Below are 13,527 nucleotides of genomic sequence, written 5' to 3'. Positions count from 1 at the left end.
CTGAGGATCGCTGCATGCCTGGCATCACGCGCGAGGAGGTCGCCCACCTCGCCCGGCTGGCGCGTCTGGAGCTGAAGGGCGAAGAGCTCGATCACTTCGCCGGTCAGCTCGACGACATCATCGGCGCGGTCGCCCGCGTCTCCGAGGTCGCCGACCAAGACGTACCGCCGACCTCCCACCCGCTGCCGCTGACCAATGTCATGCGGGCCGACGTGGTCCGCCCGTCGCTCACCGCCGAGCAGGCGCTCTCCGGCGCTCCCGCGCAGGAGCAGCAGCGTTTCAAGGTGCCGCAGATCCTGGGGGAGGAGTAACAGCCATGACGGACCACAGCACCATCATCAAGCTCACCGCGGCCGAGATCGCGTCGGCCATCGCCTCCGGCGAGCTCACCGCCGTCGAGGTCACCGAGGCCCACCTGGCCCGGATCGACGCCGTCGACGAGAAGGTCCACGCCTTCCTGCACATCGACCGCGAGGGCGCGCTCGCGCAGGCCCGCGCCGTCGACGCCAAGAAGGCCGCGGGCGAGAAGCTCGGCCCGCTGGCCGGCGTCCCGCTCGCGCTGAAGGACATCTTCACCACGAAGGACATGCCGACCACCGTCGGTTCCAAGATCCTCGAAGGCTGGGTCCCCCCGTACGACGCGACCCTCACGCAGAAGCTGCGCGCGGCCGACGTCGTCATCCTCGGCAAGACCAACATGGACGAGTTCGCCATGGGGTCCTCCACCGAGAACAGCGCCTACGGCCCCACCGGCAACCCGTGGGACCTCACCCGCATCCCCGGCGGCTCCGGCGGCGGCTCCTCCGCGGCCCTCGCCTCGTACCAGGCGCCGCTCGCCATCGGCACCGACACCGGCGGCTCGATCCGCCAGCCCGCGGCCGTCACCGGCATCGTCGGCGTCAAGCCCACCTACGGCTCGGTCTCCCGCTACGGCATGGTCGCCTTCTCGTCCTCGCTCGACCAGGGCGGCCCCTGCGCCCGCACGGTGCTGGACGCGGCCCTGCTGCACGAGGCCATCGCCGGGCACGACCCGATGGACTCCACCTCCATCGACGCGCCGGTCCCCCCGGTCGTCGAGGCCGCGCGGAACGGTTCCGTCGCGGGCATGCGCGTCGGCGTCGTCAAGCAGTTCTCGGGCGAGGGCTACCAGGCCGGTGTCGTCCAGCGGTTCGACGAGTCGGTCGAGCTGCTCCGCTCGCTGGGCGCCACCGTCGTCGAGCTGGACTGCCCCTCCTTCGACCTGGCGCTCTCCGCGTACTACCTGATCGCGCCGTCCGAGTGCTCCTCGAACCTGGCCCGCTTCGACGCCATGCGCTACGGCCTGCGGGTCGGCGACGACGGCACGCGGTCCGCCGAGGACGTCACCGCCCTCACCCGTGAGGCGGGCTTCGGCGACGAGGTCAAGCGCCGCATCATCCTCGGCACGTACGCGCTGAGCTCCGGCTACTACGACGCGTACTACGGCTCGGCGCAGAAGGTCCGCACCCTCATCACCCGCGAGTTCGAGAAGGCCTTCGAGCAGGTCGACGTCATCGTGTCGCCGACCACGCCGACCACCGCCTTCCCGATCGGCGAGCGCGCCGACGACCCGATGGCGATGTACCTCGCGGACCTGTGCACCATCCCGACCAACCTCGCCGGCAACTCCGCCATGTCGCTCCCCTGCGGCCTGGCGCCCGAGGACGGCCTGCCGGTCGGCCTCCAGATCATTGCCCCGGCGATGAAGGACGACCGTCTGTACAAGGTCGGAGCCGCTGTCGAAGCCGCGTTCGTGGAACAGTGGGGGCACCCACTGCTCGAGGAGGCTCCGTCGCTGTGAGTGCCATGGCAAAGAAGGCCAAGAACTTCAAGAAGTCCCGGACCGGTCTGTACGTCTCGCTGGGCAGCACCGCCTTCGGTGCGATCAGCGTCGCCAAGCAGGCCAAACTGGCCCGCAGCGACAACGACGTGCTGCGGCTCATCGACGCGGCCGTCTCCGCCGCCGCGATCGTCACCGGCCTCGCGATCCTGTACCGCGAACTGAAGCGTCTCGGCGACGACGACGTCCTGCTGGGCTGAGAGGGAAAGTTTCACCGTGACTGTCATCGACCTGGTGTCGTACGAGGACGCTCTCGCGACGTACGACCCCGTCATGGGCCTCGAAGTCCATGTCGAGCTGGGCACCAAGACCAAGATGTTCTGCGGCTGCTCCACCGAGCTCAAGCAGGACGCCAACTCCCAGACCTGCCCGGTCTGCCTCGGTCTGCCCGGCGCGCTCCCCGTCGTCAACGAGATCGGCGTCGAGTCGGCCATCAAGATCGGCCTCGCGCTGAACTGCGAGATCGCCGAGTGGTGCCGCTTCGCCCGGAAGAACTACTTCTATCCGGACATGCCGAAGAACTTCCAGACCTCCCAGTACGACGAGCCGATCGCCTTCGACGGCTATCTGGACGTCCAGCTGGAGGACGGCGAGATCTTCCGCGTGCAGATCGAGCGCGCCCACATGGAGGAGGACACCGGCAAGTCGACACACGTCGGCGGTGCCACCGGCCGCATCCACGGCGCCTCGCACTCGCTGCTCGACTACAACCGGGCCGGCATCCCCCTCATCGAGATCGTCACCAAGCCGATCGAGGGAGCGGGCGCCCGCGCCCCGGAGGTCGCCAAGGCCTACGTCGCCGAGCTGCGCGAGCTCATCAAGGCGCTCGGCGTCTCGGAGGCCCGCATGGAGATGGGCCAGATGCGCTGCGACGTGAACCTGTCGCTGCGCCCGAACGGCACCGAGACCTTCGGTACCCGCTCCGAGACGAAGAACGTGAACTCCCTGCGTTCCGTCGAGCGCGCCGCCCGGTTCGAGATCCAGCGGCACGCCGCGGTGCTCTCCTCCGGCGGCACGATCGTGCAGGAGACCCGGCACTTCCACGAGGAGGACGGCTCCACCACGGCCGGCCGCATCAAGGACAACGCCGAGGACTACCGGTACTTCCCCGAGCCCGACCTGGTACCGGTCGCCCCGGCCCGCGCGTGGGTCGAGGAGCTCCGCGAGGGACTCCCCGAGCTGCCGCGCCTGCGCCGCAACCGGCTCCGCGAGGAGTGGGGCGTCTCCGAGTTCGACATGCAGTCGATCCTCAACGCCGGTGCCGTCGACCTGATCGTCGCCACCACCGAGGCGGGCGCCCCCTCGGACCAGGCCCGCAAGTGGTGGATGGGTGAGCTGGCCCGCAACGCCAACGAGACCGGCCGCGGCCTCGACGAGCTGCCCATCACCCCGGCGCAGGTCGCCCGGGTGGCCGAGCTCGTCGCCTCGGGCGACCTCAACGACAAGCTGGCCCGCCAGGTCATCGAGGGCGTCCTCGCGGGTGAGGGCGACCCGGACGCCGTCGTCGCCGCGCGCGGCCTCAAGGTCGTCTCGGACGAGGGCGCGCTGTCCACGGCCGTGGACGAGGCCATCGCCGCCAACGCGGGCATCGCGGACAAGATCCGGGCCGGCAAGATCGCGGCGGCGGGCGCGCTCGTCGGTGCGGTCATGAAGGCCACCCGCGGTCAGGCCGACGCGGCCCGGGTCCGCGAGCTGATCCTGGAGAAGCTCGGCGTCGAGGGCTGACCTGCGGTCAGCTCCCGTCGGCGGGCTCTTTCGAACGAAGGGGCGACGCATCCGGTCACCGGGTGCGCCGCCCCTTCGCGCGTGTGCCGCCCGCCCGCCGTGCGCACCCGCGCCGGTGTGGCCCGTCCCCGATCCCGTCCGTCACCATCCCCGTCCGTCGCCATCCCCGCCCGCCGCCGACAGCGGGCCCGTCGGTCCCGGAGGGTCCGCTGAACACCGTCCTCGCCGCGACCGTCTCCGTCGCCGTCCTCCTCGCGGTCCTGGCCTTCGCCGTCGTACGCCCCCGAGGACTGCCCGAGGCCGTCCTGGCGGTCCCCGCCGCCGTGCTGGTCGTGGTGACCGGGGCCGTACCGCTGAGCGAGGCGCGCGAGCAGACGGCGGACCTGCTGCCCGTGGTCGGCTTCCTCGCGGCCATCCTCGTCCTCGCCCAGCTCTGCGCCGACGAGGGTCTCTTCGCGGCCGCCGGCGACCTGGTCGCGCGGCTCTGCGGAGGGCGTACGACCACGCTGCTCGGCGGGGTCTTCGTGGTGGCCTCCGTGATCACGGCCGTCCTCTCGCTGGACGCCACCGTCGTGCTCCTGACCCCCGTCGTCTTCGCCACCGCCGCACGGGTGGGCGCGCGGCCCCGCCCGTACGTCTACGCCTGCGCGCACCTGGCGAACTCGGCGTCGCTGCTGCTGCCTGTCTCCAACCTCACCAACCTCCTCGCCTTCACCGCGAGCGGGCTCTCCTTCACCCGGTTCGCCGCGCTGATGACGCTGCCCTGGCTGGCCGCCATCGCCGTCGAGTACGCCGTCTTCCGCCGGGTCTTCGCCGAGGACCTCGCGGCCGGCGCGCACGCACCGGACCCGGAGGCCGAACGCACCGAGGTGCCCGTCTTCACCCTCGTGGTGCTGCTCCTCACCCTGGCGGGCTTCGTCGTCACCTCGTTCGCGGGCGCGGAACCCCTCTGGGCGGCCCTGGCCGGCGCCCTGGTCCTCGGGGTGCGCGCGCTGGGGCAGCGCCGGACCACCCCGCTGCGGCTGCTGCGCTCGGCGAACCTGCCGTTCTGCCTCTTCGTGCTCGCCCTCGGGGTCGTGGTCAAGGCCGTCGTCGACCACGGGCTGGGCACCGGCATCGGCAGGGTGCTCCCCGACGGTTCCTCGCTGACCGCGCTCCTCGCCGTCGCGGCCGTCGCCGCCGTCCTGTCCAACCTGATCAACAACCTGCCGGCGATCCTCGCCCTGCTCCCGGTGGTCGCGGCGGCCGGCCCCGGCCCGCTGCTCGCCGCGCTGATCGGGGTCAACCTCGGCCCCAACCTCACGTACGTCGGCTCGCTGGCCACCCTGCTGTGGCGCCGGATCCTGCACGCCCACGACTCCCCGCCCGACCTCGGGCACTTCACCCGGCTCGGCCTGCTGACCGTCCCCGCCACCCTCGCCCTCTCCACGGTCGCGCTGTGGGGGTCGCTGCGGCTGATCGGCGTGTGAGGGGCCGGGCGAGGCGTACGGTCACGGACCGCTCCGCCGTCAGGTGGCCGGGCCGGGCCGGGCCGCCTGCCCGTGCCGGCCGTCCGTCGGGAACGATCAGTAAGGTCCGTACGCATGGACGACAGCGTGTACGTGGGCAACGCGGGCGCCGACGCGGCCCTCGACCGGGGATGGATCCTCGGACACTTCAAGGGTGCCGGCGACCCCCGCCACAGCGAGCAGGTGGAGATCAAGTGGGGCGTCCACCCGCGGGGCGACGAGCGGGCGCAGTGGGTGCGGGGCGAGGAGCGGACCGCGCTGCTGGTCCTCATCGGCGGGCGGTTCCGGGTGGAGCTGCCCGGACGCGACGTGGTGCTCTCGCGGCAGGGCGACTACGTCGTCTGGGGACACGGCGTCGACCACTCCTGGTACGCGGAGGAGGAGTCGGTCGTCCTCACGGTCCGGTGGCCCTCGGTGCCCGGCTACGCGGTCCCCGCGGCGGTGGACTCCGGGGCGGGGGTCCCCGGCGGAGACAGGACGCAGGGGGCGCCGGCGACGGGGGAGCCGGACGGTCGCGGTGGGCCACGGTCGCGGTGACGTGTGCGTCACGACACGGGATCCGGCCGGTCCCCGCCCCGGAACGCCGGGCCCCGTGGGGAGGAACGGCCCCGTCACGGCACCGGGCGGGCCGGCGCGTTAAGAGGGTTCTCATACGAAACACCTAGCGTGCGGCGCATGAAGACCACCCCCTCCAAGACCTCCACCGCCCCCGCCGCCGAAGACGACCGCGAGGAGCAGCCGCCCACCTCGGCCGCCGCCGGCGCGGTGGCGCGGGACGGCTCCCCGTCCGCAGGGGAGAAGAACGGCGCCTCCGACCCGCTCGCCAAGGCCGACCCGCTCACCGAGGCCGACCCGCTCGCCCCCACCGACCCGCTCCCCGGGACCGGTGCCCCCGCCATGCCCGGAGCCGGCACCGGGACCGACGGGTCCGGTGACGTCGAGGACCTGGACGGCGAACACGTCGACGAGGAGGACGACGACCCGTCCTCCCGGAGCGTCGGTTCCGGCGCCGGAGCCGTCGTCTCGGCCGCCCTCGGTGTCGTCGGTCTCGTCGGTGGCTGGAGCGGCAAGGTCGCTTCCGAGCGCGAGACTCTGATCGGCCAGATCAAGACCTCCGGCGGCGGCAGCGCCGCCCGGCAGGTCTCCGAAATCTACGGCGACTCCTGGCACGCCACGGCTCTCGTCAACGGCCTCTTCGCCGTCCTCGCCCTGCTCGTCGGCGTCTTCGTGCTGGTACGACCCGCCTTCGGCACGCCCTCCACCCGGCCGCAGCCGTCCTGGATCCGCTCCGTCGCCCTCGGCGGCGTGGTCCTGGGCGCGTTCGGCGTGGTTCTCTCGATCGCCATGTACTTCGACCTGATCGTCGGACTGCCGAACGCCTCCTGACCCCTTCCGCACGTCGGTGGTCGGCCCTCCCCCCGGAGGACCGGCCACCGGGCGGTGTCCGGCGGATCCCAGCCGGGGCACGCTCTCGGGCACCCGCCGGACACCAACCGGCCGTGTCCGACCACGCGCGCCGGGCGGACGGCGCCCGGCACGGCACCTCGCGGCGTCGTCGGAACGTCCGAGTACATCCGGTGCACGGGCGATCCTCCGCCCCGCGATGCACCGCACCGGACACCCCCGCTGATCCGACGCGCGTGGTCGGACCCGCCTAACCGACCTTCACCAGCAGGATCCGGTCGTCGCCCGGCTTCGGGTCGCCGCGCCCGTCCGTGTTGCCGGTCACCAGCCACAGCGTGTCGCGACCCGCCGCGACGACCGTGCGCAGCCTGCCGTACGTCCCCTCGAAGAACGCCTGGGGCTTCGCCAGCGGCTCCTTCTCCGAGCCGGTCAGCGGGATCCGCCAGAGCCGCTCCCCACGCAGTCCCGCCATCCAGATCGAGCCCCGCGCGTACGCGATGCCGCTGGGCGAGGCGTCGGCGGTCTTCCACTGCGCGACCGGGTCCAGGAAGTCGCCGCCCGCGCCCTTCGGCGCGACGCCCTCGACCTCGGGCCAGCCGTAGTTGCCGCCCGGTTCGATCCTGTTCAGCTCGTCCCAGGTGTCCTGACCGAACTCCGAGGCCCACAAACGCTTCTCGCCGTCCCACGCGAGCCCCTGCACATTGCGGTGGCCGGGCGAGTAGACCACCGAGTCCGCCTCCGGATTGCCGTGCACCGGCTCCCCGTCCGGGGTCATCCGCAGGATCTTGCCCGCCAGTGAGTCCTCGTCCTGGGCCAGCCCGTCGTCGCCCGTCTCGCCGGTGCCCGCGTACAGCATCCGGTCCGGACCGAAGGCGATCCGGCCGCCGTTGTGGACCACCCCCTTCGGGATGCCGCGCAGGATGGTGTCCGGCGCCCCCAACTGCTGCCCCGCAGGGCGCCGTTCGTCGTACGTCATCCGGGCGATGCGGTTGTCGGACTCGGTGGTGAAGTACGCGTACACCTGGTGGTCGGCGCCGTACGTCGCGGAGACGGCGAGACCCAGCAGCCCGCCCTCACCGGTCGGCGACACCCCGGGGACCGACCCCAGCAGCGTCTTCTTCCCGCTCGTGGCGTCGACGCGGGTCACCGTGGCCTCGTCCCTGGAGGAGACCAGCAGGTCGCCGCCGGGCAGCACCGCGACCCCCCACGGCGAGACCAGGCCCGTGGTGAGCGTCGAGACGACCTTCGCCGATCCCTCGGCCGGCGGCAGCGAGGCCGTGGGGGAGGGGGAGGCCGACGCGGAGACCGCCGGGGAGGCGTGGGAGGGGGCGGCCGGGGTGTTCGCGTCCGGCGCGGAGGAGCAGCCGGCCGTCACCACCAGGGCGCCCGCCGTGAGCACGGCCACCGCCGTTCCGCGCGTCCCGGGGACACGTACTGATCCGAACCTCGCACCGCGCACCGCACCGATCCTTCTCCGGGCCCGTCGGGCCCCGTCGTCCGTTCCCGGGCCGCCCGTCGCGGACCGTCCCCCGCCATGGTGCCCGCACGGACGCCGCGCAGGCGGGCATCGCGCCGATCCGGCCGTGCTCCGGACCGGAGTCACGCCCGCGGAGCGCCGGGCGCGGGCCCGTCAGTCCCACGAACCGAGGGCCGGCGGAAGCGCGGCGATCTCGGCGAGATCGCCCTCGGTGAGCTCCAGTTCGGCGGCCCCGGCGTTCTCCACCGCCCACTCCTCCCGCTTGGCGCCCGGCACCGGCACCACGTGCGGCCCCTGCCGCAGCACCCAGGCCAGCGCCACCTGTGCGGGTGTCGCCCCGTGCCGCTGCGCGACCCGGCGCAGCCCCGCCACCACCGGCTGGTTCGCGGCCATCATCTCGGCGGTGAACCGGGGATGGCGGGCCCGGGGGTCGTCCGGTTCGAAGCCCTGCCCCGGCTTCAGGGTGCCGGTGAGGTAGCCGCTGCCCAGCGGCATCGCGGCCAGCAGCCCCACTCCGCGCGCGGTGCACCAGGGCAGCAGGGAGACCAGCGCCTCCGGCGACCACACCGACAGCTCCGCCTCGACCGCGCTGACCGGGAAGACCTGCTGCACGCGCTCCAGCTGCCGGATCGTCGCATCGTGCAGCCCCGCCCGTGACCGGCGCGGAACGCGCGCCCCCACGGCGCACAGCCCCAGCGCGCGCACCTTCCCGGCGGTCACCAACTCCGCCATCGCGCCCCAGGTCTCCTCCACCGGCACCTCCGGATCGGCCCGGTGCAGCTGGTAGAGGTCGATCACATCGGTCTGCAGCCGTCTCAGCGAGGCGTCGCAGGCCCGGCGGACGTACCCGGCACGGCCGTTGGCGACGATGTGCTGATCGCCCACCATCAGCCCGCACTTGGTGGAGATGAAGGCGTCCTCGCGCCGCCCTTCGAGGGCCCGGCCGAGCAGCCGCTCGTTGGTGAACGGGCCGTACATGTCGGCCGTGTCGAGCAGGCGGACCCCCGCGTCGAGTGCCGCGTGCACCGTACGCAGCGAGCGCTCACCGAGCCGTTGTGACGCGCTGTAGCCCCAGCTCATCGTCATGCAGCCCAGCCCCACCGCGCCCACGGCGAGCGCCGCTCCACCGATCGTCCTGCGCTCCAACTCCCCGAACCCTCCCTCGGCCCCGCCCAGGGCTCGCCCCGTGCTCGTCCCACGATAGGGAGTGGACAGCCACGGTCCGTCACGCGGCTCGGGTGACGGCCCCACCCGAATGCACCCGGACGGCCCGCCCTTAGCCTCGTGGAATGAATTCCACGACCCGTACCGACGTGTGGCTCCCCCTGGCCGCCGACGAGATCGAAGGCCTCCCCGAGGGCCCCACCTATCACTTCTGGGACGGCGGAGCCGACTTCCCGGCCGACCCCGCGCGGTGCGCCTTCTACGTGGTGCCGTACATGAAGGGTCCCGAGGTGTCGGTCCGGCCCCTCACCGGGATGCGGGCGGTACGGGTCGTGCAGACCCTTTCGGCCGGCACCGACCACGTGGAACCCGCCCTGCGGGGGTTCCCCGCCGGCGTACGCCTCTGCAACGCGCAGGGGGTGCACGAGGCGTCGACCGCCGAACTCGCCCTCGCGCTGGTCCTGGCCTCCCTGCGGGACCTGCCCGGCTTCGTGCGCGGCCAGGACGCCGAGGTGTGGCGGTCCGGCTTCTACCCGGCGCTCGCCGACAAGTCGGTGCTCATCGTGGGGTACGGCTCCATCGGCTCGGCCGTCGAGGACCGGCTCGCACCCTTCGAGTGCGCGCGGATCGCGCGCGTCGCGCGCACGCCCCGGACCACCGCGCGCGGCCCCGTCCACGGGCTCGGCCACCTGCCCGCGCTGCTCGGCGAGGCGGACGTCGTGATCCTCTCCACTCCCCTGAACCCCTCCACGAAGGGCCTGGTCGACGCCGCGTTCCTCGCCGCGATGCCGGACGGCGCGCTGCTGGTGAACGTCTCCCGCGGGCCCGTGGTGGACACCGGGGCGCTGCTCGCCGAACTGGAGGCCGGACGGTTGCGGGCCGCGCTCGACGTCACCGACCCGGAACCGCTGCCCGCCGGCCACCCGCTCTGGCACGCACCGCACGTCCTGATCAGCCCGCACGTGGGCGGCAGCACCTCCGCCTTCCTGCCGCGCGCCAAGCGGCTGATCGCCGGTCAGCTGACCCGGTTCGCCGCGGGGGAGCCCCTGCACAACGTCGTGCACACCACCGGCTGACAGCGTTCCGGAGCCGTCCGGCCACACCACGTACCGACAACGTCCCAGCTCGTCACGGAGAGTAGAAGGAGTATGGCTATGCGTGACGAGTCTGGTGTATCGTCCGGAGGCGGGGGGCTGCGCCGTGGAAGGACGGCGGCGGGGCGGGCAGCTGGACGCGAGGGGGCAGTGGCGATGTGCGGCCGACAGCGGGACGGACGGACGCGGGACCGGCGACGGCGGGTCCCGGCAGGGGCGCTGCCCGGCGGACACGGGCCCGCGCGAGGGCTGCCGGGGGTGCGCGGTGCGCCGGCGGTGCCCACCACCGCCCACCGGACCGCCCACGAGCCAAGGGCCCTCCGGTGAGCGCCCTGGACGCGTCGCTCTCCCGCCGGGCCGCCGCGTCCGCCCGCACGAGAGTGCTGCCCCAGATCCTGCTCGCCGTCGTCTGCGCGGGCTACGCGGTCGGTGCCGCCGTCGGCTGGGGCTCGCCCCGACTCGCCCTTTTCATGGGCGACTTCGGCCTCAGCCTCGCGGCACTCATCGCCGCCGTCTCCTGCCTCCTCTACGCGGGTGCGGTCGACCGCCCCTCCCGGGCCGCCTGGCTGCTCTTCGCCTTCTCCTCCGCCATGGGCGCCTGCGGCAACGCCGTCTGGGGCTGGTACGAAGTCGTCCTCGGGGCGGACGTACCCCCGCTCTCCGCCGCCGACTTCTTCTTCCTCTGCTTCGCGCCGCCCGCCATCATCGGACTGCTGGTGCTCGCCAAGCGCCCCGTCACCCGGGCCGGCTGGGTCTGCCTGGTGCTCGACAGCTGGCTGATCGGCGGCTCGCTGCTCACCCTCTCCTGGAGCCTCGCCCTCGCGCACGCCGCCGACGTCGCCGCCCCCGAGGGCGAGAGCGTCGCCCGCGCCGCCCTGTCGCTGGCCTATCCGCTCCTCGACATCGTGCTCGTCTCGATGGTCCTCGCCCTGCACTTCCGGCGGAACAACGTCAACCGCTCGGCGGTCAACACGGCCATCGCCGGACTCGCCCTGACCGTGGTCAGCGACGCCCTGTTCACCTCCCCGCTGCTCCGCTCGACCTACCACTCCGGGCAGCTCCTGGACGCGGGCTGGTTCGCCGGCTCCCTCCTGCTCGCGTACGCGCCCTGGGGCGTACGCCACTCCGCCGCCCAGGCCGGACACGACGCCCGAGCCGAAGACCCCGACCGCCGGGCGCGCACCACCAGCCGCCCCATCGCGGGATCACTGGCCGCGCTCACGCCCTACCTCGCGGCGGCCGTCTGCACCCTCGGCATCCTGTACAACGTCGTCGAGGGCCGCCGGGTCGACGGCGTGGTGGTCTTCACCGGCTGCGCCGTCGTGCTGGCCCTCGTGCTCCGCCAGGGCATCATGCTCATGGACAACCTCACCCTCACCCAGGAACTCGCCCTGCAGGAGAACCACTTCCGCTCCCTGGTCCAGGGCTCCAGTGACGTCATCATGATCGCCGCGCCCAGCGGCACGCTCCGCTACGTCAGTCCGTCCGCGGCCGGGGTGTACGGCTGCCCGGCGGAGGACCTCGTCCACACCGAGCTCGTCTCGATCATCCACCCGGACGACCGGGGCAGGGTCGTCCACCAGCTCCGCCGCTTCCTCGCCTCCCACCCGGTCGAGGAGCCCACCACCCGCATCGAGTGCCGCTTCCGGTCGGGGGGCGGCGAGTGGCTCAACGTCGAGTCCACCGTCAACCGCCACCACGGCGGCCTCTTGCTCAACAGCCGTGACGTCACCGAACGCGTGCGCCTCCAGGCCCAGTTGCAGCACAACGCGGAGCACGACCCGCTCACCGACCTGCCCAACCGCGCCCTCTTCACCTCCCGGGTGCGCCAGGCGCTCGGCGGACGGCGCGCGGGCGACCCCGGCACCGCCGTGCTCTTCATCGACCTCGACGGCTTCAAGGCCGTCAACGACACCGTCGGTCATCAGGCGGGCGACGAACTCCTCGTCCAGGCCGCGAAGCGGCTCGCCGACTCCGTCCGCGCCGGGGACACCGCCGCCCGCCTCGGCGGGGACGAGTTCGCCGCGCTGATCGTCGGCGACGGCACCCGCGACCAGGCCGCGCGGGAGTACCAGGTCCACGAGATCGCCGACCGGCTGCGTCTCACCCTCTCCCAGCCGTACCTGGTCGGCCCCGGCGAGGTGCGGGTGGCGGCCTCGATCGGCGTCGCCTTCGCCGAGCCCGGGATCACCCCGAACGACCTCATGCGCAACGCCGACCTCGCGATGTACCGCGCCAAGGCGGCCGGCAAGGACCGGGTCGAGCTCTACGCCCCCCAGATGCAGGCGGACGTCGTACGCCGCTCCGAGCTGGCGGTCCGGCTGCGCACCGCACTGCGCGACGGCGAGTTCGCCCTGCTCCACCAGCCCGTGGTGCACCTGGCCACCGGTACGGTCGCCGCCGTGGCCGCGCAGGCCCGCTGGCGGTCCTCGCAGGGCATCCTCTTCACCCCCGCCGAGTTCCTGCGCGTCCCCGACGACGGCGACCGCACCGCCGAGCTGGGCCGCTGGCTCCTCGAGGAAGCCGTCCAGCAGGCCGCCGAACGCACCAGGGCCGGATACCCGGTCTCCGTGTCGGTCCGCCTCTCCGCCGCACGGCTGCTGGACAACGCCCTGCCCTTCGGCTCCGTCGAGGCGCTGCTGACCCGGCACGGCCTGCCCTCCGGCGCACTGATGATCGAAGTGGGCGACAGCGACCCCCGGATCTCCTTCGACGAGCTGGAACGCCGCCTGGTGGCACTGCGCCGCCTCGGCGTCCGTATCGCACTCGACGGCTTCGGCAGCGGGTACGCCGCCATCAACGCGCTGCGCCGCCTCCCCATCGACGTCCTCAAGCTCGACCGGGGCCTCGTCGAAGGCGTGGTGGAGTCGGCCCGGCTGCACAAGATCACCAGCGGACTGCTGCGGATCGCCCGCGACCTCGGCATGCAGTCGGTGGCCGACGGCGTCGACGTCCCGGAGCAGGTCCTCGCCCTGCGGGCCATGGGGTGCACCCACGGCCAGGGGATGGCCTTCACGGGGCCGCTGGACGAGTACCGGCTGCGCCACGCGCTGCGGCGCGGACACTTCCCCGTACCCGGCGTCCCCGCACCTCGACCCGTGCTCGCGGGAGGCTCGCCCCACCCGCTCGGCGGCTCACATGATGAGACGTCCGTCCCACCCGCTTGACACGGTCGCCGTGCCGGAGAGAGGGTCAATGCCATGCGCACCCGAATTCTCGTACGTGGAAAGCGCGTCGGCTGAAGCGGAGTCACACGACACTCCGCCTACCGCACCGGCGCGCTCCCCTCGCTTGCCT

General features: G+C 73.1%; 11 protein-coding genes. 9 read left to right on the top strand and 2 right to left on the bottom strand.

Going from position 1 to position 13,527, the window contains the following annotated elements:
• Positions 1-14 precede the first annotated feature (14 nt).
• The 7 genes from gatC (at position 15) to PZB77_RS08375 (ending at position 6,477) form a co-directional block, all read left to right on the top strand.
• Positions 15-311, top strand: coding sequence for an Asp-tRNA(Asn)/Glu-tRNA(Gln) amidotransferase subunit GatC (gene gatC / locus PZB77_RS08405; protein WP_275491937.1), 297 nt, complete (start codon positions 15-17; stop codon positions 309-311).
• A 5-nt stretch (positions 312-316) separates the two neighbouring features.
• Positions 317-1,819 carry an Asp-tRNA(Asn)/Glu-tRNA(Gln) amidotransferase subunit GatA gene (gatA, locus tag PZB77_RS08400; RefSeq protein ID WP_275491936.1) on the top strand — a complete coding sequence of 501 codons (1,503 nt, stop codon included), beginning with the start codon at positions 317-319 and terminating at the stop codon, positions 1,817-1,819.
• Positions 1,820-1,824: 5 nt separating this feature from the next.
• A complete protein-coding gene (locus PZB77_RS08395; RefSeq protein WP_275495965.1) occupies positions 1,825-2,058 on the top strand; it encodes a hypothetical protein in 234 nt (77 codons plus the stop codon).
• Between the two features lie 16 nt (positions 2,059-2,074).
• A complete protein-coding gene (gene gatB / locus PZB77_RS08390; protein ID WP_275491935.1) occupies positions 2,075-3,583 on the top strand; it encodes an Asp-tRNA(Asn)/Glu-tRNA(Gln) amidotransferase subunit GatB in 1,509 nt (502 codons plus the stop codon).
• 209 nt (positions 3,584-3,792) lie between these two features.
• Positions 3,793-5,052, top strand: a complete 1,260-nt coding sequence (locus tag PZB77_RS08385) for an SLC13 family permease (RefSeq protein ID WP_275495964.1) — start codon at positions 3,793-3,795, stop codon at positions 5,050-5,052.
• Between the two features lie 114 nt (positions 5,053-5,166).
• Positions 5,167-5,628, top strand: coding sequence for a signal peptidase I (locus tag PZB77_RS08380; RefSeq protein WP_275491934.1), 462 nt, complete (start codon positions 5,167-5,169; stop codon positions 5,626-5,628).
• Between the two features lie 138 nt (positions 5,629-5,766).
• Positions 5,767-6,477, top strand: coding sequence for a hypothetical protein (locus PZB77_RS08375; protein WP_343299853.1), 711 nt, complete (start codon positions 5,767-5,769; stop codon positions 6,475-6,477).
• Positions 6,478-6,745: 268 nt separating this feature from the next.
• Here the strand turns inward: PZB77_RS08375 and PZB77_RS08370 are convergent, their stop codons facing one another.
• Both PZB77_RS08370 and PZB77_RS08365 read right to left on the bottom strand, forming a co-directional pair.
• Complete coding sequence (locus PZB77_RS08370) at positions 6,746-7,900, bottom strand: PQQ-dependent sugar dehydrogenase (protein ID WP_275491933.1); 1,155 nt, start codon at positions 7,898-7,900, stop codon at positions 6,746-6,748.
• A 225-nt stretch (positions 7,901-8,125) separates the two neighbouring features.
• Complete coding sequence (locus PZB77_RS08365) at positions 8,126-9,118, bottom strand: aldo/keto reductase (protein WP_275491932.1); 993 nt, start codon at positions 9,116-9,118, stop codon at positions 8,126-8,128.
• A gap of 143 nt (positions 9,119-9,261) precedes the next feature.
• Between PZB77_RS08365 and PZB77_RS08360 the strand changes: the two genes are divergently transcribed.
• On the top strand, positions 9,262-10,212 hold the full coding sequence (locus tag PZB77_RS08360; RefSeq protein ID WP_275491931.1) for a 2-hydroxyacid dehydrogenase: 951 nt from the start codon (positions 9,262-9,264) through the stop codon (positions 10,210-10,212).
• A 341-nt stretch (positions 10,213-10,553) separates the two neighbouring features.
• Positions 10,554-13,397, top strand: coding sequence for an EAL domain-containing protein (locus tag PZB77_RS08355; RefSeq protein WP_275491930.1), 2,844 nt, complete (start codon positions 10,554-10,556; stop codon positions 13,395-13,397).
• The last annotated feature ends 130 nt before the right edge of the window (positions 13,398-13,527 follow it).

Source organism: Streptomyces sp. AM 2-1-1 (assembly GCF_029167645.1).
Lineage (GTDB): Bacteria > Actinomycetota > Actinomycetes > Streptomycetales > Streptomycetaceae > Streptomyces.
The sequence above is the reverse complement of the archived record's forward strand: the minus strand, read 5'-3'. Positions and strand labels throughout refer to the sequence as shown.

Coding starts and splice junctions, on each gene's coding strand:
- gatC (WP_275491937.1), top strand. CDS start 15: ATGCCTGGCATCACGCGCGAGGAGGTCGCCCACCTCGCCCGGCTGGCG.
- gatA (WP_275491936.1), top strand. CDS start 317: ATGACGGACCACAGCACCATCATCAAGCTCACCGCGGCCGAGATCGCG.
- PZB77_RS08395 (WP_275495965.1), top strand. CDS start 1,825: ATGGCAAAGAAGGCCAAGAACTTCAAGAAGTCCCGGACCGGTCTGTAC.
- PZB77_RS08380 (WP_275491934.1), top strand. CDS start 5,167: ATGGACGACAGCGTGTACGTGGGCAACGCGGGCGCCGACGCGGCCCTC.
- PZB77_RS08375 (WP_343299853.1), top strand. CDS start 5,767: ATGAAGACCACCCCCTCCAAGACCTCCACCGCCCCCGCCGCCGAAGAC.
- PZB77_RS08360 (WP_275491931.1), top strand. CDS start 9,262: ATGAATTCCACGACCCGTACCGACGTGTGGCTCCCCCTGGCCGCCGAC.